This window comes from Anabaena sp. CCY 9402-a, from assembly GCF_963920945.1.
GTDB lineage: Bacteria > Cyanobacteriota > Cyanobacteriia > Cyanobacteriales > Nostocaceae > Trichormus > Trichormus minutissimus.
The window spans coordinates 1-23,890 of sequence record NZ_CAWUDL010000025.1; the positions used below are offsets into that span (position 1 = coordinate 1).

17 protein-coding genes are annotated in these 23,890 nt (G+C 40.7%); 7 read left to right on the top strand and 10 right to left on the bottom strand.

Annotated features, from left to right (window positions below):
- Positions 1-2,374 (bottom strand): caspase family protein (locus tag ACM0OR_RS11340; protein ID WP_414576287.1); only part of this gene is annotated, 2,374 nt, incomplete at its 3' end.
- Positions 2,375-2,443: 69 nt separating this feature from the next.
- Between ACM0OR_RS11340 and ACM0OR_RS11345 the strand changes: the two genes are divergently transcribed.
- From ACM0OR_RS11345 to ACM0OR_RS11355, 3 genes are all read left to right on the top strand, one after another.
- On the top strand, positions 2,444-2,779 hold the full coding sequence (locus tag ACM0OR_RS11345; protein ID WP_414576288.1) for a CU044_2847 family protein: 336 nt from the start codon (positions 2,444-2,446) through the stop codon (positions 2,777-2,779).
- Between the two features lie 813 nt (positions 2,780-3,592).
- The gene (locus ACM0OR_RS11350; RefSeq protein WP_414576289.1) at positions 3,593-4,870 is read left to right on the top strand and encodes a serine hydrolase; all 1,278 of its coding nucleotides are present in this window, start codon (positions 3,593-3,595) and stop codon (positions 4,868-4,870) included.
- Positions 4,871-5,175: 305 nt separating this feature from the next.
- Positions 5,176-7,662, top strand: a complete 2,487-nt coding sequence (locus ACM0OR_RS11355; RefSeq protein WP_414576290.1) for a PAS domain S-box protein — start codon at positions 5,176-5,178, stop codon at positions 7,660-7,662.
- 296 nt (positions 7,663-7,958) lie between these two features.
- Here the strand turns inward: ACM0OR_RS11355 and ACM0OR_RS11360 are convergent, their stop codons facing one another.
- Both ACM0OR_RS11360 and ACM0OR_RS11365 read right to left on the bottom strand, forming a co-directional pair.
- The gene (locus ACM0OR_RS11360; protein WP_414576291.1) at positions 7,959-9,815 is read right to left on the bottom strand and encodes a tetratricopeptide repeat protein; all 1,857 of its coding nucleotides are present in this window, start codon (positions 9,813-9,815) and stop codon (positions 7,959-7,961) included.
- Between the two features lie 114 nt (positions 9,816-9,929).
- Entirely contained in the window at positions 9,930-10,706 is a 777-nt protein-coding gene (locus tag ACM0OR_RS11365; RefSeq protein ID WP_414576292.1) for an ABC transporter permease, read from the bottom strand.
- Positions 10,707-11,089: 383 nt separating this feature from the next.
- Here ACM0OR_RS11365 and ACM0OR_RS11370 point away from each other — a divergent pair, with 383 nt between their 5' ends.
- Positions 11,090-12,238, top strand: coding sequence for a DegT/DnrJ/EryC1/StrS family aminotransferase (locus tag ACM0OR_RS11370; protein WP_414576293.1), 1,149 nt, complete (start codon positions 11,090-11,092; stop codon positions 12,236-12,238).
- A gap of 192 nt (positions 12,239-12,430) precedes the next feature.
- Here the strand turns inward: ACM0OR_RS11370 and ACM0OR_RS11375 are convergent, their stop codons facing one another.
- Positions 12,431-13,180: a DUF561 domain-containing protein gene (locus ACM0OR_RS11375; RefSeq protein ID WP_414576294.1), complete on the bottom strand. Its 750-nt coding sequence runs from the start codon at positions 13,178-13,180 to the stop codon at positions 12,431-12,433.
- A 505-nt stretch (positions 13,181-13,685) separates the two neighbouring features.
- Between ACM0OR_RS11375 and ACM0OR_RS11380 the strand changes: the two genes are divergently transcribed.
- A complete protein-coding gene (locus tag ACM0OR_RS11380; RefSeq protein ID WP_414576295.1) occupies positions 13,686-14,558 on the top strand; it encodes a peptidoglycan recognition family protein in 873 nt (290 codons plus the stop codon).
- Here the strand turns inward: ACM0OR_RS11380 and recJ are convergent.
- The 4 genes from recJ to def all read right to left on the bottom strand — a co-directional run bounded on the left by recJ (position 14,527) and on the right by def (position 18,637).
- Positions 14,527-16,842: a single-stranded-DNA-specific exonuclease RecJ gene (gene recJ, locus ACM0OR_RS11385; RefSeq protein WP_414576296.1), complete on the bottom strand. Its 2,316-nt coding sequence runs from the start codon at positions 16,840-16,842 to the stop codon at positions 14,527-14,529. The two genes, ACM0OR_RS11380 and recJ, sit on opposite strands and share 32 nt — an antisense overlap.
- Before the next feature lie 99 nt (positions 16,843-16,941).
- On the bottom strand, positions 16,942-17,745 hold the full coding sequence (locus tag ACM0OR_RS11390) for a PD-(D/E)XK nuclease family protein (RefSeq protein ID WP_414576297.1): 804 nt from the start codon (positions 17,743-17,745) through the stop codon (positions 16,942-16,944).
- A gap of 112 nt (positions 17,746-17,857) precedes the next feature.
- A complete protein-coding gene (locus ACM0OR_RS11395) occupies positions 17,858-18,061 on the bottom strand; it encodes a hypothetical protein (RefSeq protein ID WP_015138463.1) in 204 nt (67 codons plus the stop codon).
- A gap of 12 nt (positions 18,062-18,073) precedes the next feature.
- On the bottom strand, positions 18,074-18,637 hold the full coding sequence (def, locus tag ACM0OR_RS11400; protein WP_323267993.1) for a peptide deformylase: 564 nt from the start codon (positions 18,635-18,637) through the stop codon (positions 18,074-18,076).
- Between the two features lie 207 nt (positions 18,638-18,844).
- Between def and ACM0OR_RS11405 the strand changes: the two genes are divergently transcribed.
- On the top strand, positions 18,845-19,747 hold the full coding sequence (locus ACM0OR_RS11405; RefSeq protein WP_414576298.1) for a cell division protein FtsX: 903 nt from the start codon (positions 18,845-18,847) through the stop codon (positions 19,745-19,747).
- A gap of 16 nt (positions 19,748-19,763) precedes the next feature.
- On the opposite strand, the gene ACM0OR_RS11410 is transcribed toward ACM0OR_RS11405, so the two are convergent.
- Together ACM0OR_RS11410 and ACM0OR_RS11415 are read right to left on the bottom strand one after the other, a co-directional pair.
- Positions 19,764-20,408, bottom strand: a complete 645-nt coding sequence (locus ACM0OR_RS11410) for a Uma2 family endonuclease (protein ID WP_414576299.1) — start codon at positions 20,406-20,408, stop codon at positions 19,764-19,766.
- A gap of 386 nt (positions 20,409-20,794) precedes the next feature.
- Positions 20,795-22,594 (bottom strand): SUMF1/EgtB/PvdO family nonheme iron enzyme, encoded by a 1,800-nt coding sequence (locus ACM0OR_RS11415; RefSeq protein WP_414576300.1) that lies wholly within the window; start codon positions 22,592-22,594, stop codon positions 20,795-20,797.
- Between the two features lie 221 nt (positions 22,595-22,815).
- Here ACM0OR_RS11415 and rnhA point away from each other — a divergent pair, with 221 nt between their 5' ends.
- On the top strand, positions 22,816-23,721 hold the full coding sequence (gene rnhA / locus ACM0OR_RS11420; RefSeq protein WP_414576301.1) for a ribonuclease HI: 906 nt from the start codon (positions 22,816-22,818) through the stop codon (positions 23,719-23,721).
- Positions 23,722-23,890 lie beyond the last annotated feature (169 nt).

Sequence of the window (23,890 nt, forward strand, 5' to 3'; positions counted from 1 at the left end):
ACAAGCGCACCGTGCCGTCATCACCTCCACTGACAATCGTCTGCCCATCCCTGCTGATGGCGACAGACCAGACCACACCCTTATGACCACGGAAAGGAGTGAATACTTTCATCGCTTGTTGCAGGCTATTCTTAACTGGAGCGAGAATTTGCTCTGGCATTTTCTCCAAGTTTTCACCTATGGCTTGTATTGCCAGCACAGAAGCTTTGAGTGGTTGGGTAGAGAGTATTTCCTGAATATTTGCTGTTTTCTTTTGCAATAAGGTTTTAGTGCGTACCCTGAGACCTATTTTCCGTTCAACACTCCGTTCTTTTTCATCATCATCACTGAGATGATAAAACTTTTTAGCCTGCGATGATAAATCAGGTTGTAACTTTTGCCAATTTTCCCGCACCTCTGCTAATAATCCTCTGGGCATGAGGTATTGTTCATCTTCTCCCTTGTGCAACCAATCCCGCAAAGCATCGGCTAATTTATCGTGTAAACGTCGCAAGTCTCGGTCTTGTTGTCGCCATTCTCGCAATCTTTGCCAACCTTCTATTAAGGCTTCATGAGCTAAATCAATCCAAACTTCTTCTCTAGCTTCGGTATCAGTTACTATTAAGCGTCCTTGGATCAAGTTTTCTAAAACTTGTTCTATGACTGGTTGCTCATCTGAGTTCTCACCAGCAACACTCAACAATTCATTTTTCGTTTGTCGCTGTCGCGTATCTTTATCTTCTGCACCAGTACGCACCAACTTTAAGAAAATCCGCTTAACCCAAGTTTGTTGCAGTTCTGTAAAACCTGCATATAGGTTTTCTGCATGACGATTCAATGCCCCAATTACTCCACCTAGTTCGTTAAAATTAGTGACTGTCAACTGGTGGGTTGTTCGATCGCGCTGTTCCCAAAGTTCAGTCAGGGCAAACTGCAATAATGGTAAGCAGCCTTTCTCTTGTCCTAATACTTCTTGCTGAATCGCTCCCAGTAATCCCTTTTCTAGCTGATAACCTTGTAACATAGCTGGAGATGCGATCGCTTCTTCTAATTCTGCACCCAATAATGGCGGCATATACACAGCCTGTTCCTGAATTAGTTGTGTCAGCGACTCATAGCTTAAACAGTATTCCAGAAAATCAGCTCGCATTGTGGTGACAATTGCTAACCGCCCTTCAGCAACTTGAGTTAACAACTCAATAAATCGCTGTCTCTCATCTTCCTTGCAACCAAGGGTAAAAATTTCTTCAAACTGATCTACCACCAACAACCAACGCTCAGAACCAGTCAGCCTAGAAATTACCGAAGATAAACCTGCTGTGTCAATCAACGCCGAAATTTCCCTAATTTGCGTGCGTTCAAACAACTGGGTAAAGGCTCGTTTTAACTCTGCTAACGGTTCAACTCCGGGCATAATTGGTTCTAAAACTCGCCAACCATTTTTTTCTAACACTGGAATCAAACCCGCCCGCACCACGGAAGATTTACCACTTCCCGACGCGCCAATAATAGGGACAAAATTAGCCTGTGCTAGTTTTTGTTGGATGTAGTTAACAACTTTTTGACGACCAAAAAAGAATTTGGCGTGTTGTTTATCAAAAGCTTCTAAACCTCGGTAGGGACATTCTTCACTCACTACCCCAGCAGCTACCGGATTTCTCGGCGGATACCAAACCAAAGGAATTGACCTACCGCCACCCATGTAAATTGCTTCTTGGCCGCTTCCCTTGAGTTTGCGTGTCACAAAACTCATCAAATCATTGGCGTTGATTTCTCCGGTAGCGTCATCCGCTTCTGAGTTAGCTAACCCGGCTAACACCGCCTGGGTAAATATTCCACCTTCAGCATCTTCCCTCGCTCTTTCAAAAGCACGGGAAGCAGTAATTAAACAATAGTCTTGTTTACTGTTGAATACCGGAAAACTAGACTTGATAAAGCTTCTCTCTAGTAAAGACCCGGCATAACAGCAGTCCAACAGTACCACAAGGCTGCTGAGTTGGGATTTACTAATGAGGGTATTGAAATCATCAAAGGCGATCGCATTTTGTCCATCTTTACTACAATCAGATGTCGCCAAATATCCTTTCGGTTCTCCTGTCAGGCTAGTTGCTTCAAAGCCATGTCCAGCAAAATAAATTAATGCTTCCGCACCTTTAGCTTTTTCTAGCAAAAATACTCTCAATGCTTGTCCGAGGTCTTTACCCGTTAACTTTTTATCAGGCGTGACTTGCCAAATATTCTCACTCTCAATTAACTTCCCTGGTAATGGCTGAACATCAAACCGACCATGTTGACTTAGTAGCTGTGCGATTTGTGCTGCATCGTTGACGGCTTTTGGTAGGTTAGTGAAGTTCTCATACTTAGCAATGCCAATTACCAGCGCATATCGAGCCATATTTATTTGGCAGATGTTTTTACGTAATATTACTAGAATAATAACTAAAAAACTAACTGAGGCTCTTAAATGTCAGAAATACAAAGTTTGATTATCAAAGACGGCGATCAAGAATACACTATCTATCTAGAATCCAAGACCGCCCCGGAAGTAATAGAAGAGGAAGAGCCTGGATACCGTGATGGTCTACCGACACTGAATATTAAAGATTTTCAAGACAAAATTCGTGGTTATGCCAAGTTAGCTGTTGGTGCATTTAAAAACTTACCTGAAGCTGAGGAGGTAACAGTTAAGTTTGGCATCAAGTTGGGTGGTAAAACTGGCATTCCATTTTTGACAGAAGGCTCGGCGGAGAGTAATTTTGAAATTGAGTTTAAGTATAATTTGTCCAAGAAAGTTACATGATATACTTACTCCTTTTCAGAAGACTCAAGTACCAATAAGCTTTGGTTAATGTCATTGCGAGCAAAGCGATCGCAATGACTGTAAATATTGTTACTCATCTATTTCACCTAACCGTATTGAGTGCGATCGCCTTCCATGCACCATAATTGCAGTTATGCTCTGGAAATTCGCTCTCAAAGCTTAAAGAGTCCTGCAATTATTTTTTAATTAAAAACATAAGCATTTTACTGATTAATGACTATAGTCGTAAATCAAGTCAATTAACCCAAGTTTAATAAATTTCACCTATTTTAAAAAATATTTTTTTTGTTATTATCTTGCGTATCAATCCTTACATATCGATATAAAATATTTTATCTTTCCAATCAATAAATCGAGTCAATTTAAACCCTTCAAAATCATAAAAAACATACAAATTTTCCTAATCGCATGAATTATATCATAGCCCCCTCCTCGCTTGCGGGGAGGGGGTTGGGGGTGGGTTTCTTGTACCTGAATCAACCAATAAAAACTCTATTTTCTATCTTCATTCCCCAAAAAAAGAGCAACTTGGCAACTATGGGATCACGATTTGTTGTAATCTTAATAAAATCTGTTCAGTTTGGCAACACCTGTTTCCAGGTGTATTGTCATGCTGTTAAAAAATATCGCTCTGATTTGTTGATTTCGCATTGGAACTATTTTATTTGACGAACGTCTCGATGTCAGCAAATACATAAAAGTACACCCTTGTTGGATCTTCTTCCGGAAAACCTAAACAAACCTGAGAAAATCTGGCACATACGCTCTATTGCTTCCTCATAACTCACACACATGAAATCACCTTTTGTCTTACTCAGCTTAATCAGCGCAGTCCTTTTATCGTCTCCAGTCAATGCAGCTAGACTGCAATCATGGAACTTCAACCCAGCTAAAAATCAACTGAGCATCACCACTGATTCTGAAGTTAAACCAAGGGCTTTTTTAATTAATAACCCGACAAGAATTGTCATTGACCTTCCTCAAACAAGCCTCAAAAGTGATACAATCCGTAAAAGCTTTGGGTCACAAGTAAAAGAAATTCGGGTTGGCAAAGTTGACGATAACACCACCAGAATCGTAGTTGAGTTAGCACAAGGTTATACGGCTTCTCCAGACAAGTTAGTAGTTAAAGGGGAGGCCGGATCAAACTGGATTCTCAACCTATCGGCAATTGAGAAGAGTGATACTCTAATATCTACTGCCAGTGAAGAAAAAGTTTTTATTCCTATCAGTAATAATTCCAATTTTGCAGGTGTTGTTCCTTTAAATAAAGAAATCTCCCAGCTTGATACTGAAATCAAAAAATTGATGGCTCGCTACAGTTCCCTCTCGCCGGGAATGTTTTTCTTGGATATGGAGACAGGAGAATATTTAGACATCAACGGAGAAAAAATATTTCCTGCGGCTAGCACAATTAAATTTCCCATTTTGGTGGCATTATTCCAAGAAGTCGATGCTGGTAGAGTCAAGCTAAATGAAACAGTGGTAATGCGACGTGACTTGATGACTGGTGGTTCAGGAAATATGCAGTATAAAAAAGCAGGGACTAAGTTTAGTCTTTTAGATACTGTCACTAGAATGATGACTATCAGTGACAACACTGCTACCAATATGGTGATTGATAGATTGGGCGGCAAAAATAAATTGAATCAGAAGTTTCGTACTTGGGGACTGCAAAATACTGTGATTCGCAATCTGCTAGGCGATTTTAAGGGTACTAACACAACTAGTGCCAAAGATTTAGTCCGCGTGGCAGCTTTAATTTCTAATAATAAGTTACTGAGTAGCAGCAGTAACACCAAAGTTATGGACATTATGGTGCAATGCAAAAATAGAAGTTTGTTACCAGTTGGTTTGGGTAAAGGTGCAGTGATTGCCCATAAAACAGGCACGCTGGGAAGAGTCATAGCAGACGCGGGGATTGTGCAAACACCTTCAGGCAAGCGTTACCTAGCAGGTATTATGGTGGCTAGGCCTTTTGGTGACGCCAGAGCAAAGAGTTTTATCAATCAAGTTTCTCGTCTAGTATATGGCTACCTAGAACAACCAGTATCAGCTAGACAGCTATAAAACTGATACAGCAAGACGTTAATTCAGTGCTGAATACATCAGGAGGTATTTCAAAACAGACTCAGCACTCATAACTTACTATGACTGTTGCGTAATTTATTTTTAGACATAAGCATCGGCAGGGTATCCATCACTGCCGATTATTTATTTGTAAATTTTTCCAGCAATCTTCTTGCTGATAGCAGTAATTGAAACATTTAGTTTGGGAATAATACTGGATGAGCCGCAATTGATTTTCAGGGAGCATTTAAATTAAATTTTGTATAAATATTCCAGTATGTTAGCTATCGGGAGGTAATACATAAATGTATGTTGAAGCACTAGAAGAGGAAATTCATCTTCTCCGGCAGCAAAACGCCGAATTAAAGCAACAATTAGCAACATCTACGCAAGAATCTTGTACAACGATCACCCGACTTGAAGGGGAATTAAAAGCATCCCAACACTTTTTGCAATTAGTCTTAAACACATTACCCCAGGGAATTTTTTGGAAAGACAGAGACTCGCGATTTTTAGGGTGTAATCAACGTCTATTGCAAGACGCAGGGTTGGCCTCACCCCAAGACATCATCGGTAAGAAAGATTGTGAACTACCTTGGCAAGAATTTGCCGAAGTTCATCGGCAAGATGATGCAGAAGTGATTTCAAGCAATATTCCTAAGCTTGGCTATGAAGAATCGCAAATAAGAGAAGACGGAACTCAAATTTGGCTCAAAATGAGTAAATTTCCCTTGCGTAATTTTGATGGGGAGGTGATTGGTGTTTTTGGTTTTTATGAAGATATCACCGAACGCAAAATCGTAGAAGATGAACGCGATCGCTTCTTCAATATCTCAATGGATATTCTCTGTATTGCTAGCTTTGATGGTTATTTCCAGCGCGTGAGTCCCGCAAGTGAGGCAATTCTTGGCTATTCCCAAGCTGAACTACTGTCAATACCCTTTTTGGACATAATACACCCAGACGACCAAGCAGCTACATTAGCAGAAATGTCAAAATTGAGCGAAGGAGTACGGGTTTTTCGGTTTGTAAATCGCTATCGTTGCAAAAACGATTCCTATCGCTGGCTATCATGGATTGCGGTTGCTTATGATAACTATATCTATGCTGTAGCACGAGACATCACTGAGAGTAAAATTGCTGAAGATGCCCTAGGCCAAAAAGAAGCCCAGTATCGCAACATTTTCGAGACTGTCAGTGATGGTATCAGTGTCATGGATTTAGATACTGGCAAGGTTGTTAGTATTAATCCCGCCTTTTGCCAGATGCACGGCTATTCAGAAGAAGAGATTTTTGGCTTAAGTCCCACAGATTATATTCATCCTGATTCTTTTCATTTATTTGAGAAATTCATCGCAACAGTTAAGACTGGAAGTGAGTTTCACTGTGAGGGCTTAGACGTCCGCAAAGATGGTACTTGCTTCGACGTTGAGGTGACAGCAAAACTCTTTAACTACAAAGATAAACCTCACGTCCTTTCAGTAGTACGCGATATTAGCGAACAGCAAGCTATACTTCGTGAACGCAAACGAGCTGAAGCAGAACAAACACGAATACTAGCCATTTTAGAAGCTACTCCTGATTTTATTGGCATTGCTGATAACACTGGTAAAGTTCTCTACTTGAACCAAGCCTGGAGGCAATTATTAGGTATCAAGACAACAGAAGAGTTCAAAACTTTAGTAATCGCCCAAAATCATCCTGATTGGGCTGGAGAAATTATCTTGCAGCAGGCCTTACCTGAAGCGATACGTTCCGGAATGTGGATTGGTGAGTCTGTGATTTTAAACCAATTTAGCCAGGAAATACCTGTTTCTCAAGTTATTTTAGCGCACAAATCCCTTAATGGTGAAGTTGAGTATTTTTCTACTATTGTGCGAGATATGAGCGAACGCAAACAAATGGAAGCTCGACTTAGACAACAAGCTCAAGATTTAGAACAAACTCTGCAAGAACTCAAACACACTCAGTCACAAATAGTTCAGGCGGAAAAAATGTCTAGTCTAGGTCAATTAGTCGCTGGAGTTGCCCATGAAATTAACAATCCTGTAAACTTTATTCACGGTAATCTTAACTATCTAGAAGAACATACACACGACTTATTAAGAATAATTCAGGTATATCAACAACAAAATTTAGCTTATAACTCTGAATTACAGGATTTATATACAGAAATTGACTTTGAGTACATCCAGGATGATTTACCAAAAATTCTAAATTCCATGAAAATTGGTACTCAACGTATCCGCCAAATTGTGCTGTCTTTAAGAATATTTTCTCGTATAGATGAAGCCGAGTTCAAAGAAGTGAATATCCACGAAGGTCTTGATAGTACCTTAATGATTTTGCAACATCGCCTCAAAGATCAACCAGAACATCCAGCTATTCAAGTTATTAAAGATTATGACAAATTACCTTTAGTAGAATGCTACGCCGGACAACTTAATCAAGTATTTATGAACATTATAGCCAATGCTATTGATGCTTTAGAAGAATTAATGATGAAAAAGCCTGAAATTTTGATTACTCCACAAATTCATATTCATACCAAGATTATAGATAAAAATTGTGTCTCTATTCGCATCACAGACAATGCTATGGGGATGTCTGAAAAGATTCAAAAACAAATTTTCAATCCCTTTTTCACTACTAAGCCTATTGGTAAGGGAACAGGTATGGGAATGTCTATCAGTTATCAAATCATTACAGAGAAACATGGTGGCAAACTAGAATGTTACTCAACTATAGGAAAGGGAACAGAATTTATCATAGAAATTCCAGTTCGACATTAAGCAGCTATTGATAATTAAAGTTATTAAAGACAGATGCCAAATTTTTCAGGATTTTCAACAAAAAAGCCTTTAAATATTAGTCATATTTAGCTCTAATTTTTGACTCCAGTTAGTTCAATACTTGTCGGTTAAGCTAAAAACATTAAATGAGGTAGGTTGGGTTGACATTAGAAAACCTAACATTTACGGACTTTTGTTGGGTTGCGCTGTCGCTTAACCCAACCTACAAAAACTCTTAACCGAACAGTATTGACTGCATTACTCATTACTCATTACTCATCACTCAGCACTCAGCACTACTCTTGGTATTGTGTTAACAACTTGGGAATATAATCATACCCATCGACACCAATAATAGCAATAATTTTAGGGCGATGTTGCTGGAGTAAAGTTTGAAAAACTTCTACTCCGATCTGCCCTTGTAAAATTATTAGTAATCCTGCTGGTTGTCGCCATTCACGCGAAGCTATTTGTTCTAAAAGATACATTCCTAAACAACCAGTGTAAACAGCTTTTTCAAAATTATGTAATTGATAATAAGCTTCAGCCAGATAAGCTAAATTTCTACCTTGCAGATATAAATCACCAGAAATTTGGGCTGTTTTAAAACCATCTTCTAGATATTTAATTGCATTTTGTGAGTCTGCAATTACTAAATAAGCAATACCCAAGCTGCTGAGACATAAGGCTTTACTTTGAATATCACCTAGTTTCTCTGATAACTTTAATCCTTGTTCTAAATAGTTAATTGCTGTTTCATAGGTTTCTGGTTCTACTTGTTCCAGTTGTTGTGCTTGCATGACTTCGCTGTAACCTAAGTTTACCAGGGCGTTGGCTTCTCCTGTGCGTTGGCTTTGCCCGCCGTAGGCATCGCCTACTTGTCGGCTTAACATTAATGCTCTTTGACTATTATTAATCGCTTCAGGATAATTTTTCTCTTGCACGTAAGTACGGCTTAAGTGATTGAGATTGGCAATTTCACAGGGGCGATCGCCTGAGTTTCTGGCAATTTCCAATGCTTGCTCATGAAAATGTATAGAACGCTTATATTGTCCCAAAGCACGTTGAGAATACCCTAAAAGTGTCAAAATTCGCGCTTTTTCCTGAGTTCTCGCCACTTTACTCAATGGTTCATCTAAATAATCTAGGGCATCTCGCAAATAACTACCAGAAAAGGACGCAAAAATCCCACCATAAAGGGGAAAATAGGGACGTTGGGCAAAGGTGCGTAAAATTTGGAGCATGATTTGTGATGCGCCATTACTGTACACTGCCTGACTTTGGAAACCACTTGCCAACTGACTCCAAAGGACAGCAAAGGTTAAAAAGGTAGAAATCGATAATTTTGAGCCGGCTTGAATATTGTATGCTTGTTGGTCAAACCAACTAACTAACCCCCGTTGTAAATACTGCAAAATTATCGCTATTTCCACCCAATCGCTGAGGGTGAGATTACTTTGGGTTTCTGCAAATGAAATGGCAGATTGCTCTACTGCTAAGGTACGTAATAATTTTTGGGGTAACTCACTATTAACTTTTTTCGCCCAAGTTCCCCAAGGGCCAGTTTCTCCAGCGACACCGCCAAATCCTAGGGCTTGATTTGACTCATACATCCAGCTTACCAAGTGGTCTTGCAACCTTTGCCAAGCAGCTAAACCACGGGTAATACCTTGGGATATTTGCGCTATATCTTCGTTAAACTGGGCAAATTGTTGCAAAGATTTGGATAATTGCTGTAGTTGGGATATATTCAGGGGATTTTTAAGATTGGGGTCAGTCAGACGCAAGAATATAGCTAGACGTTCATCAGCTGCAGCTGTCGTAATTTCTTGAGAGGCGGAGGCGATCGCTTCTGTAGTTTTATTTTGTTCTCTATACCGTTGCCATTGACTTTGAATTGTCTTAATGGCTCGTAAACTCCGGTTAGCCTTAGCTTTTTTCAGTTCATCTGTTTCACTATCTACCTGAGTTTGGATAGCGTTGAGGCGATCGCTCAAACCTAACTCGAAGATTTCTCCCGTGCCAGCTAAGATAGTTTTTTGCAGCATTTGATACACCATCTCTACAGAGCTAATTTTGCCCTGGAGGGTGAGTTGGACAATTTCATCAATCAGTCCGAGATAGCGATCGCGCAATGGCAATGAGTCTGACACTTTAGTTAATAGAGAACGTCACATCAATTCTAATTTTAGTGTACAGGGCATTGAGCATTGGGCATTGGGGTAAAATCTCCCCTGTTCCCCTGCTTATAATAAATCTCCAGTCTCTCACCTCACCAACTGCGCGGCGGAGTTAAAAAACTGACGACACAATCCTTTAGTAATCAAAACTGTTGTGAGTAAGTTGGCGAAAGCCACCATAAAAATAATCACAATTTCGTAGGATACAGCCTCTAGGGGTGTGATACCAGCTAGTAACTGTCCCGTGGTAATTCCAGGGATAGCTACCATTCCCACTAAAATCATTTGGTTAATTGTCGGTAGTAATGCGGCGCGGATGGCTTCCTTGCGGTATTGACTGGTGGCTTGTTGAGGGGTTGCGCCTAAACTTAAGTGCGTTTCGATTTCGTTGGGAAAGGTGTTCATACTGTTAACTAGACGTTCGCCAGCGATCGCAGCTGCATTCATCCCATTTCCTAACACAATCCCCCCCAGAGGAATGAGATAGCGCGGTTCGTACCATTTATCTGGTTGAATGATTAAGAAGTTGGTATACAGCAATGTCATCAGGGTACTGACAAAAATTGCCCCCCAAACCAAAGGCAATACACCAGGAATCTTTTGACTGATGCGATTTCGTGAGACAATCGCCGTAATCGTCAGCATAACTACTAAAATCGCCAAAACTGCCCAATAATTGTTTAAAGCAAAGATGAAGTCTAATATGTATCCCAAAACAGCTAACTGTAGGATGGTTCTACCAGTGGCGATCGCTAAATTTAACTCTAGTCCCAATCTTTCCCAAGCAGATATCCCAATAGCGATCGCCATTAATCCTACAGCAATCACTAAATCAACCAAATCCAACTTGATTAAATCCTGCATTGGTTATTTATCTCCTCAGAAACACAGGTGACAGGTGACAGGTGACAGGTGACAGGTGACAGAGAAGACGGAAGGAAAGTCTTCCTTTCATTTTTTACTATGCTCTATACCCAATCCCCAGCTTTTCAATGAGTGGATTTGCAATGAGTGGATTTTGGATTGAATAATCTAAAATTCCTAGTCCCCAAAATAGTCAGTTTGCAAACAGGCACTCATAATTTACCACTGATCCAAGTTTTACCCATAAAATTATTCCGGTAATAACCCCTGATTAATACGTATCTAAGGTGACAGTCCTTGCTAGCTTGTTTGAGAAAAATTCCCTGTGCAAAAATTGACAGTCGTAGTGTATCTTTTGTATCTTCAGATAAAATGAAAACTTTATGATCCAAAGCATAAATTTTGTTCCAGCTTTTGATATCAAGCAGCAATATGCCTCTCTAGAAGCAGAAGTTAGTGCTGCTGTGGTAGAGGTTCTGGCTTCTGGCCGCTATATTGGCGGCCCTTTAGTGGAAAGTTTTGAGCAGCAGTTTGCTAATTATCACGGTGTAAGTGATTGTGTAGCTTGCAACTCAGGCACTGATGCGTTATATCTGGCACTACGCGCCTTAGAAATTGGTGCAGGTGATGAAGTTATTACTACGCCTTTTACATTTGTCGCCACAGTCGAAGTGATTATTTCTGTGGGTGCGAAGCCAGTGTTTGTAGATATAGATGCAAAGACGTTTAATCTGGATTTGCAACAAGTCGCAGCAGCAATTACACCCCAAACTAAAGCGATTATCCCAGTGCATCTATTTGGACAGCCTGTGGATATGACAGAACTGATGGCGATCGCACAATCTCACAATGTAGCCGTGATTGAAGATTGCGCTCAGTCTACAGGTGCGATTTGGGATAATCAAAAAGTTGGCAGTATAGGACATTTTGGTTGCTTTAGTTTCTACCCTACCAAAAACCTGGGTGCTTGCGGTGATGGTGGAGCGATCACCACTAATGATCCGATGCTAGCTGCTAAGGTGCGGATCATTAAAGAGCATGGACAAAAAAACCGCTATCAATATGAAGAAATTGGGGTAAATAGTCGTTTAGATGCTATACAAGCCGTAATTTTGCAGATTAAGCTACGTTATCTCGATAAATGGAATCAACAACGTCAGGCGATCGCCGCTTATTATCAACAATTCCTCACTCAAATTCCCAGTATCATTGCACCGCAAGAATTAGTTGGTGGTGTCAGTGTATGGAATCAATACACTATCCGCGTATTAAGTGAGGGACAAAATGGTGCTACCGCCACACACCGCGACTCGGCACGCAATCAACTGCAAGCAAAGGGGATAGGTTCAATGGTTTACTATCCTTACCCTTTACATTTACAACCAGCCTATCAACATCTTGGCTATCAGCCAGGACAATTACCAGTAGCAGAGCAAATTTGTCATGAGGTGTTATCTTTACCCATGTTTCCAGAATTAACACCCCAGCAGCAAGAACAAGTAATTTATGCTTTAAAGGATATTCTGGTGTAGAGGGACTGGGGACTAGGAATTTTAGATTTTAGATTTTAGATTTTGGATTGAATAATCTAAAATCCACCCATTGCAAATCCACTCATTGCAAAGCTGGGAACTGGGGACTGGGGACTGGAAAGACTTTGTTCCCAATACCCCACTCAGCACTCACTACTCAGCACTCACTACTCAGCACTCACTACTCAGCACTCAGCACTCAGCACTCAGCACTTTTGTATTTGCCAAGGCTTCTACTAAACCACGCACAGCAGCAATCATCGCCACTTCGCTATTGAGTTGGTTGATTGCAGAACCGACACCCACACCAGCTGCACCAGCTGCGATCGCCAATGGTGCAGTCACGTTAGAAATGCCAGAAGCACACAATACTGGAACTGAGACAGCACGAGAAATTTCATAGGCTGCGGCTAAGGTAGGAGCAGCTTTTTCAATTAATCCCAAGCTTCCAGAGTGAGATGGCTGGCTGCTAGTACCGCCTTCAGTTTGGATGATGTCTGCACCAGCTTTGACTAGTTCTTCAGCTAGTTGTACCTGTTGATCTAGTTCTAGAATATGAGGAACAGTCACAGATAAGGTAATGTTTGGTAGGAGAGCGCGGGTTTGATATGTTAACGCCAAGACTTCCTCGGCTTCAAATTTGCGCCCTTGAGCGTAAAAAGCATCGAAATTACCGATCTCAATCAAATCTGCGCCAGCAGCTACTGCTGAGACAAATTTTTCTGGTTCTACTGCGGATACACAAACGGGTAGGTTGATTAATTTTTTAGCTAGCTGCACTAAAACAGGATCAGCTGCAATATCTACAAAAGTTGCACCACCCAGTTCAGCTGCTTTCACAACGGCTGCGACACGATCAGCATCAAAGTTGTTCAAACCGCTAATAACTTTCAGGACACGGTGGTTAGTAAATGCACTGTACAGTGTAGAAGGCATTGCCATAGTTGTTCTTTTGAAGCTACGAAAATAACCTCTATTTTACAGCCCCTTAGGGACTTCCAAGTAAAAAAATATCCCGTCGCTTTGATGACAGGAAAGCAGGGGGAGGGATAATCGGTTTGATTTCAGAAATTGGATAATTTATTTTTTGGAGTTCCCTAATCTCAGTACAAGGGACTCCATGCAAAGTTTCAGCTAAATTATCTCAACTGTTAGAGTTAAGATATCATCTGTTTAATTTCAGTCAAGCATTCTATCGGGTTTCAGCAGCATTTGTATTCACAGGGCATAGCAGATTAATTGGACACATCGCTACAATTTAGTAATTTATAATCTCTCCCAAGCGAGATTATAAAAACAAAAATATCAGTATTTATATAAATATAGAGAGAGAAAGTTTTTGCCAAAACTATCTAAATTTTTATGATCTTAAGGTCAATTTTTTAGTCTATTTTTGACTAAAATTAACATATTAAGATTATTTTTAGCTGTTTACCCAAATAAAAAAATGAGTTTTAGAGATTGGGCAACTAGGGTAATATTAATTTCTCTAGTGTTCTTGGCTTTGAGTATGGCACTGTTGATTGGGGAATTAACTAAACTAAAAACTAATACAACAACATCAGAGCCGGCAGCGATCGCCTGGAGTTCATACCCCCAAGCAAAATTACAATCTGATCAGATCCTAGCGGAAAAATCTCAAAATCTGCTCAAATCTTCTACAAATAATGATCAGAGTAGAGGTAGATATGAAACTACAAAGGCTTTTAGCAAATACAACCCTCGATATGTAGTGGCGGCGGTGCATCCTAGCAACTATGGAGAAAGGTATAGTAAAGATGCGAATGGTGCAGTTTTAAATAATCAACCTATTATTGTTATTCACGAAACTAGTAATAGTGCATCTAGCGCGGTGAATTTTTTTCAAACACCCCATGAAGATGAAAATGTGCAAGCGAGTTACCATGCCATCATTGTATTAGATGGAACTGTGATTTATCTTGTCCCTCCCCAATATCGAGCTTTTGGTGCAGGTAACTCTATTTTTGATGGCTTAGATGGGGCTGAAACCGTCGAAACTAAAGCTAATTTACCCCCATCTGTGAATAATTTTGCTTACCATGTTTCCTTAGAAACACCACCAGACGGACGGGGGAATAATTTCTTAAAATCTCATAGTGGCTATACGGAGGCACAATATCATTCTTTAGCTTGGTTAATTGCTCAAAGTCAAGTTCCAGGCGATCGCATCACTACCCATAAAGCCGTAGACCGTTCTGGAGAAAGAGTTGACCCTTTAAGTTTTGATTTTGATAAATTTAGGGGTTTACTCGATAACTATCGTCAGGTTAATCCAGTCTATTCAGCATCGCCACAATAGTAGACAAAGGGACTTCAGCAAAATACTGCTGCTGAAAATGTTCTTCGCTGATGGCGGCTAAAAACTGTGCAACTGCTACATCACCCTTGGTTTCGGAGACAGTGCTGGGATTCCAACTAACTAGCAAATCACGGTCTTGTCTTGTGACAGTGAATCCCCAATATTTTAAAGCTTTAATTCCCAAAAATAAGGTGCGATCGCTAATCTTCAGTTTCTCTAAAAGTTGGACACGGGTAACTAGTTGATTTGTCCGACTCAGATATTTAGCAATACCAACTAAAGTTAGCCAAATTTCCTTCGGTGGTTGATGGTTAGGTTTAGACCAAGCGATCGCTAATTGTTGATTATTATATAGACATCGCCGCCACCAAGCGCGTAAATCATCCCAATGAGTAGGGCATTCTTCTAGGATGAGGGATTGGGGATTGGGAAATTGGGAGGGACTGGGGAGGTTGCGCCAATCTAGGATATGTGCAGAGTGTTGGGTGTTGAGTTCTGAATTTTCACTGGGACGGACGGCGATTAATCTGATTTCATAGCGTTTTTTATAGGTGTTGTAGTCTAATTCTGCAATGCAATCACACTTACCTAGGGGTAATTCTTCTTTGTAGTGTCCCCACCAAATCCCAGGAAAGGGGTTTTTGGTAGAATCATCGTGGATATTAAAATCAGTCTTAATGTACTGTACTTTTTTCCCTTGCCAATCTTGCTGATTACGATGCCAAGCATTCTCAAACCAGCAGTTCTGAATGAATAATTTGGGTACAGGATTGCCCATTCCACAAGGTTCTAGCAGTTTCAGTTCTAAAAATAACTCTTTACCTAAATCGGCTACTGTGACTACTATATCTGCTTGCACTGTAGGGGTAAGGTTGACACTACCCAACGATTGCCGCAATTGCTGATTAATCGCATCCCTAAATAAAGGAATATTCTCTACTGGTAAACTCAACCCAGCCGCAAAGGGATGTCCGCCAAAGCGATGCAACAAATAAGCTTGGTCTTTCACCAACTGGTATAAATCGACGGAGTTTACCGAACGGGCAGAACCTCTTGCTAGGGGAGTGGGGGTAGAATTTTCAGTAGTCCCTTCTGTACTTAACAAAATCGTTGGGCGACCGGTTTCTTGGGCGACTTGTCCGGCGACTAAGCCTAAAACACCAGCCGGCCATTGGGGGTCTTCTAGGACAATCACGCTAGTAGTGGAGAGGTCTAACTGTGTGAGTTTTTGAGTTACTTGGGCTTGTACGTCTTTTTGTAGAGATTTGCGCCTAGTGTTGGCAAGTTCTGTAACTTCTGCTAATTCGTTGCAGTGTTTTACATCCCGACTGGTGAGTAATTCCACACAGAAACTAGCATCGCCTTGGATGCGACTAACAGCGTTGATGCGGGGGCCTAAACCAAAGGAAATATCTGTGGGGCGATCGCCATTTTTCTGGCATAATTCCAATAATCGCCCTACTCCTGGTCTACGACGCATGGCTGGTGGTTGTTGCAAATCAGCTTGCAGTCTTTGAATACCCAACTGTGCTAAATATCGACAATCGCCAGTTAACTGGACTAAATCGGCAATTAACCCGACTGCAACTAAATCTAATAAATTCTCTAAGGGGTCTTGGGGAATACTAGGTAATTTTTCATATAGAGCTTCAACTAACTTATAAGCCACCGCCACCCCAGACAGATGAAACAATTGATGATCCTGCGGTAAATAACGAGGATTAATAATTGCTGTAACTGGTGGACGTTCTGCGGGTAAAGTATGGTGGTCTGTCACTATCACATCTATACCTAATTTTTGGGCATAGATAATTTCATCAATATTTGTACTGCCAGTATCGCAAGTAACTATTAATTTACAACCTTGTTTTGCTAAATTATCTATTCCTCGTTCATTTAAACCGTGGGATTCTTTTAAGCGATTGGGAATGTAATAAGTTAACTGTTGATGTTGAATAAAAAATTGTCCTAACCCATCCCAAAGTACAGATGTAGAAGTGATACCATCCGCGTCAAAGTCTCCCCAAATGGCTATTTTCTCACCTGCATTCCGTGCCTGTTGCAAGCGTGCCATTGCTAGTTGCATCTCTTGCTCAAACTCAAATGGGCTAGCTGGTTGATATGTTTTATGGTTAATAAAAGCAGCTAATTGTGATTTATCTTTAATACCCCGTTGCCAGAATAATTGGGCTGCAAATAATCCACTTGATGCAGGCGTATGCTGTTTTACTAATTGGATAAACCACTCTGGGGGTTGTTCAGGCGTTGTTAAAATCCACTGCATTAAATTCACTCAAAATTAAAGTCAAGTTCGTAGTAAGGACTTTAGTCCTTATTTTTGCGTATAGCTTCTATCTGATAACTGATGATGCCCCATTCCCAATTAAATTGATACTTCTTGAATATTAGCGAGATTTGGTAAAGAGTTTTGAGTATTTGCTTCGTCAATAGTAGGAATCCGATCGCACTTCATGGCAAACTGACAATAATCACAGGCTTTGTTCCCTACCAACACTTGGGGAAATGGCTGGTTTTGTTGATAAAGTGCTAACCAATTAGTTAATTTATTTAACAACTGATGAAGTTTTTGATCTGTTTTTTCGTGTTCGCTAGTGCTGTAAGTAAATTTAAGATTTTGCGGTTTACCTTCAGACTGGATAAACCAATAGGTCATAGAAATATTTTCTGGCAAGTATACGCTAGTCTCCGCTAAGACGTACATATATAAGCGAGTTTGCCAATTTTGGGCTAACCTGCGTTTATCTGGTGGTTTGGGATAAGTTTTCCAATCTAAGATTTGGGCTTGCTGGGAATCGCCTATGAGTAAATCATAAATAACTGTCAGTAAATAATCTTGCACTTGCAGGGTGCGGTAATGTTCACTTTCACGGAAAGTTTGCTCATCTGTTGTAGGTTGAATAATCTCTGGTGCTGCATCCGCAAAAGCAGACATCCAACTTTGTAGTTTTATATCTGTTGCTAAAAGATAATGAATTGGTAAACCCATTTCTTGCTGCTGCATCAGCAAGTGAAAGCGACTACCTAAAGTCTGGCGTTCTTCCTGTTCAGGATCTAAAGGCGAGTTGAGTTGTTCTAAATAAGTGTGCTGGAATTTACGCGGACAAGTCTCCAGTAAATTGAGATGTCCTTGAGACAGCCTTAATAGTTGAGTAGGAGTGATCAGCATTCTCCTATTTTAGAAGCGATCGCCCAACTCTGCGCCCCCTGCAATGAGAAAAGGGGAAAGAATGAGTCTAACTTGTTCACTTCATCCTTTCCCCTTTTTATGTACCTGATGCTTATTTAATGTTAGCCCTTGCGTCCCTAACTGCGGCAACAAAAAATAATCCTGTCAGAGGAATACTCAACGCTAAGATAATTGAGGTGATTTGCACACCTAAATCTGGCTGTCCCGAACTTAATTCAAACACTGAACCAACAGCCGCGATCGCTGTTACACAAGAGCTTCCTAGAAAAAAACCGCTTTTTGGAGTTAAATACACTACTAGACCACCCTACCCTACTGGTTTGACTGCTTGATATGAGAAGCCATTTTTAGATAACTCCTGCGCCAAAGTCAAGGAGTTTTCCACACGATCTACAAACACTACCCCATTGAGGTGATCCATTTCATGCTGAATGCAGCGTCCGAGTAAGTCAGTTGCTTTCAGGGTTTGGGGACGGCCATTTTCATCTTTATAAGCCACTTCCACCACTTCGGGACGTTTTACATCCAGATATACGCCGGGAATGCTTAGACACCCTTCCTGAGCCATAGAAACGTCGCGGCTGACTTGTTTGATGGTGGGGTTAATCAAGATCAGTGGCGGATTCTCTGGTTTATCGGGTTCGCAGTCGATAACTATAAGTTGTTTATGAACTCCTACTTGGGGTGCAGCCAAACCTATGCCATCACTGCTGTACATGGTTTGTAGCATTTCGCGGATAAGTTGACGAATTTCATCATCTATTTTGGTGATGCGTTTGGCGGGTTGACGCAAGACGCGATCGCCTAGATAGTGAAGTTGCAACGGTGGGTTTTTTAACTTTTTTTTCTCAACAGCAATTTCAGAAGGCATGACTCTCGATTGGCTAGATTGTGAAAATTCTAATTAATTTAATTCTATCAATCTAGTTAGTGGTCAGCTTGACTGGGAGCATCTTAAATGTCTGATTTTTCAACGCAGAGGCTCGCTGAGTTTTACGCAGAGGGGTAAGAGGGTTTTAATACAAGCTTCGTGTATAAAAGGTAGTGTTGTCCTGCATGAAGCTAATTGGGGTGATCTATGTTTAAATTTCTGACAAAACTTGACTACCTGCTGAAAGAAACTTTCCTGGGGTTGCTGCGTGGCGGTTGGATGAATTGGGCGGCTGTTAGTACGGTGACTGTATTATTATTCTTGTTTGGTTTGAGTTTGCAAACTTCTTGGCAAGTGGAAAAACTCCTCAACCAATTCGGTAGTCAGCTAGAGGTATCAGTTTATCTGGATTCTGGTACACGCGCTCGAACTATTGAAACACTCGTGGTGCAAATGCCAGATGTAGTAAATGTGCAAACTATTACTAAAGAGCAAGCTTGGACTAAGTTAGTTAAGGAAATGGGAATTTCTGATATTGATGGTGCGACGCAACAACTAGGCGAAAATCCTTTGGTTGATGAGATGAAGGTGAAAGCACGTAACCCTCAAGTTGTCCCTAATTTAGCTACGCAACTGGCTAAGTTACAGGGAGTGGAGACGGTACAATATATCGATGAGGCGGTGAAACGCATTGCACAGTTACACCGGGGTTTAAATTTGGTAACTTTGACCATTACCAGCATTTTGACATTAACCGCGATCGCTGTCACCACTACTACCATCCGTCTGATTGTCTTAGCGCGTCGTCAGGAAATTGAAATTATGCAGCTAGTGGGTGCAACGGCGGCGTGGATTTACCTACCATTTATTTTACAAGGAATTGCCTTTGGTTTAGTTGGTGGTGCGATCGCTTGGAGTTTCATTTCTGTCATCCAACAGTTCATCAGTCAGTTACTCACCAATCAACCAGAATTTATTCAATTTATTACCAACGGTTTACAACTTACTCCGGCACAAATTTTACTCTTACCCTTAATTCTGTTAAGTTTTGGTGCAGTTGTCGGATTAATTGGCAGTTTATTTGCTGTCAGACGTTTTGCTAAAAGTTAATTCTTCTAAGTATTTATCAAATATTTTGATAAAACTCATTACCCGCTTCAACTGAGTCTGAAATTAAAACGCACCGCTCTAGCAAAGCAATATCTAACTGTGGTAACACTTCACTTCTAGTTATTGCTTCATAACCATAAGTATCAGTAAAAATGTTGGCTTGTTCATCTTGAGCATCGTCTCGCAGATGGTAAAGCTTAAGTTTGTCAAGCTGCCAAAACCAAACCTCTGAAACTCCTAAGCGTCGGTAAGTTTCCAGCTTACTTATGCTGCCACTAGTAACAACTACTTCTATCACTAAATCGGGAACTTCCTTTTCTTCTCCTATGCAGTAACATTCGTCTGGTTCTGCTCCTGCTTTTTTGGCTTGATTTTTAAAGGTTGTACTTCCCAAAGGAAAATGTTTAATCTGTTTTTTCCATAAATAAAGCCATAGAAGGGATACAAACCTGGTTTTTACTGATTCATGTTTTCTTGATGGCGACACAATTTCTAATATTCCATCTAGATAAGTAACATGGTACTGGGAATTATCCGCTAGTTTGGCTAATAGTGCCTCATAAAATTCCCAACTTACCCCGCTACTGATAAATCTTTCCTCTGGATCATCAACAAGACCCAGCCTTGACTCGTCAATTAGTTCTTTAAGGCTGCTAACCATCGTTCTGGAATTCCTCGTAAGCTATGTCGACTTTGCCAAATGTAATATATATTTTCACTCTTAATAAATGCAAAAAGCAAAGATTAAGTTGGGAGCATCCTGTTTCGGCAGCCCTGCGCTAAGGCGCACGCTACGCGAACAGACTAGAAGTCTGGGGCTACACATAACGAAGTCCGCCTGCGCGGACTCTCTGAAACCCGCGCAGGCGGGTTTTGTTTGTATAGCCGCGATTTCCAATCGCCCGGTATTTCTTCCAAAAGTGGATGCTCCCGATTAAGTTCTACTCAAATACATTTATTCAACTATTATGTAAACTAGGCTGTCCATTCTGTACAGACTTCATCCTCCTGCTACAGCTTAATTGTTGTCAAAAATCACCTAAATTCCTATAAAACGAGGCGAAAACCGAAATAGTCTCCACGGAGATTAGCTGCGCTTCTAAGGCGGTTCGTACTGCGACAGTTAGTTGGGTTAGAGAGCCAAGAGCCACCACGCATCAGTCGCAAAGTATTATCTCCACCAGCTAACCAAGCACTACCATCAGTAGGAGCTTCATTATAATTGCTATGCCCATAATCTTGACACCATTCCCAAACGTTACCGTGCATATCGTATAAACCAAAAGCGTTAGGGGAAAAACTACCTACGGGTGTCGTTTCTTTGTGATATTTACCTTTTGGTGCAGAGGCATATGTATAGTTGCCATTATAGTTGACTAAATCCGTCGTAATTGTTTTACCAAAATGGAATGGTGTAGTTGTTTTTGCACGACAGGAATATTCCCATTCTGCTTCACTGGGGAGTCTATATCTACGTCCTGTTTTCTGACTCAATTTTTTACAAAATTCTACGGCATCATTCCAACTTACATTTTCTACAGGCAGTTTCTTACCTTTGAAATTGGAAGGGTTAGTACCTATAATTGCTTGCCATTGTGCTTGAGTTATTGGATATTTACCCATCAAAAAATCTAGAACCTTTACCTCATGTTGTGGTTTTTCAAAATCGTACCCTTCTCTTGGTGGCGAACCCATCATAAAACTACCGCCAGGAATCGATACCATCTCTAGAATGACACCATTTCCTAAGTCTTCTTCAAAAAAGTTTGCACTCTGACGTTTACGGTCAATTTCTTTTCCTTTTTCATCGACTGTAACCACATCAAATTCAAAGTTTTTTAAAGGTAAGCCATTATTTGTTTGACTGGGTTGAAAAGGTGTTGATAGTGGTTGAGGAACTGATAAAATAGTGGGTGCAACTTGAGTTGGATGATTATTCAAATCTTGTAAAACTTCTGCTGCTGATTGATATCTTTCCCTGGGTAAATGTTTAAGCAGCTTATCTAAAATTTGTCCTAAATTATCACTAATACTGATGCCTTTTTCTTGTGAAATATCTCGCCATAACCACTGAGCATTATAGACATCATAAAGACGATCAAATAAATTACCAGAGGCATCCTGTCCAGCTAAACATTGAGTTAACAGCCGCGCACAAGTTGCACCCAACGCATATAAATCACTAGCTGGAGATGCAAAACCTGACATTTGTTCACTAGGTGCATAACCAACGGTAAAAATTCCTGTGGCTTGTCTGGCTAGACTGGTTTGAGTAACTTGTTTTGCGCCGCCAAAGTCAATTAACACTAGTTTGCCATCACTCTGACGGCGCATGATATTTTCTGGTTTAATATCTCGGTGGATGACGTTGCGATCGTGGATAAATTGCAGAACTGGTAATAAATCTGCTAGAACTTGGCGAATTTTTTCTTCTGTAAAAGTTTGTTGTCGCAGTTCTGTTAATAAAGTCTGTCCTTGAATAAATTCTTGGACTAAATATAAGCTTGAACCTTGTTCAAAGTAAGCCATAAGCCTGGGAATTTGGGAGTGATTTTCTCCCAGTTCATACAGGCGTTTTGCTTCTTGTTTGAATAATTCTGCTGCTTTGGCGAGTGCAGCCGTTCCTTGGACTTGAGGAAAAAATTGTTTGATGACACAAGGATCATCAAATCTAGTTATGTCTTGGGCTGCGTAAGTTTTGCCAAATCCACCTTCTCCTAGTAGGTTTAAAACACGGTAGCGGTTGACGAGTAGGTTGCTGAAGTTGCTGTGTCCGCAAGTCAGGCAAAATTTATTACCGTCTGGGTTCAAGGGGTTGGAACAATTAGGATTTTGGCAGATTTGCATAACTTAGAGTTACAGCAAGTTTATTGTCAACAGTATACTAATTTCCCTGCCAAACTTAAGTGTGTCATTAGAAAATCAGGATTAAAGTCCTGACTACGAAGCAATAAGTATATTTTTTAAACTCTACTGGAAGATTGATTTTTACTACGTTAACGTATATATTGCTTCCCATCTTTTGCCGCTAAATTCCTTGTCTCCCAATGCGGTTTGATATTTTTACTATGTCTACCCAAACAATCGAAAGCATATACACCGATGGTGCTTGCACCGGTAATCCTGGCCCTGGTGGCTGGGGTGTTGTTGTCTATTTCAGTGATGGCTCAATTCATGAAATGGGCGATGCCGCCAGTCATACTACGAATAATAAGATGGAGATGCAGGCTGCGATCGCCGCTTTACAATTTCTCCAGTCCTCTCGACAAACTGAACCTATCACCCTCTATACCGATAGCGAATATTTAATTAATTGCGTGACTAAATGGGTGAAAGGGTGGAAACGAAAAGGCTGGAAAAAGGCAGACGGCAAACCAGTTCAAAATCAAGACTTGCTAGAAAGTCTCGATGAACTCAATAGCAAACAGGTTAACTGGCATCATGTGCGAGGTCATTCTGGTAACGTAGGTAACGAACGTTGTGATGTAATCGCTCGCAGCTTTGCCACTGGCAAAATCCCATCTCTACAACAATTATCTACTTCTAATGCTTACAAATCTTTACCTAATAACAATGAAAATATTGTATCAAAAGTACCTAATCATGTTACAACCTCTACAATAGTTAACAAAAAGACACAAGAAGTCGCTACTTCCGCATCAAACACAATCGCTATGGAACTACCTACCGCACACGCTGCGGCTACAGTCGAAGAACAGCCACCTGAACAAAGGGTTGAACAACTCCGTAACTTAGTTGAAACTCTACGTATTGCTGACGAAATTGCCGCTAAAGGCTACCTGATTACCAGTTCTGAATTAGCTTACTTGATGGATGTCCATGCTAGTGCTGTCACCAGTCGAGGAGACCAATGGCGATGGCGAAATTGGATAGTCTCAAGGGTGCGACGTGAAGGAAATCAAATTCTCTGGGAACTAGAAAGAGGCGATCGCCTAGGAGGTGAAGAAGAGTGAGTGAGTGCTGAGTGCTGAGTGCTGAGTGCTGAGTGCTGAGTAAGTGAGTTAGGAGGGAAAAGTGTTGCGTCAGGGAGTCAGCGAGTAAGAACTGTTCAAGAATCACAACTCAACACTTACATATTCTTGTAATACTTCACTACTCATAACTCATAACTCATTACTCATA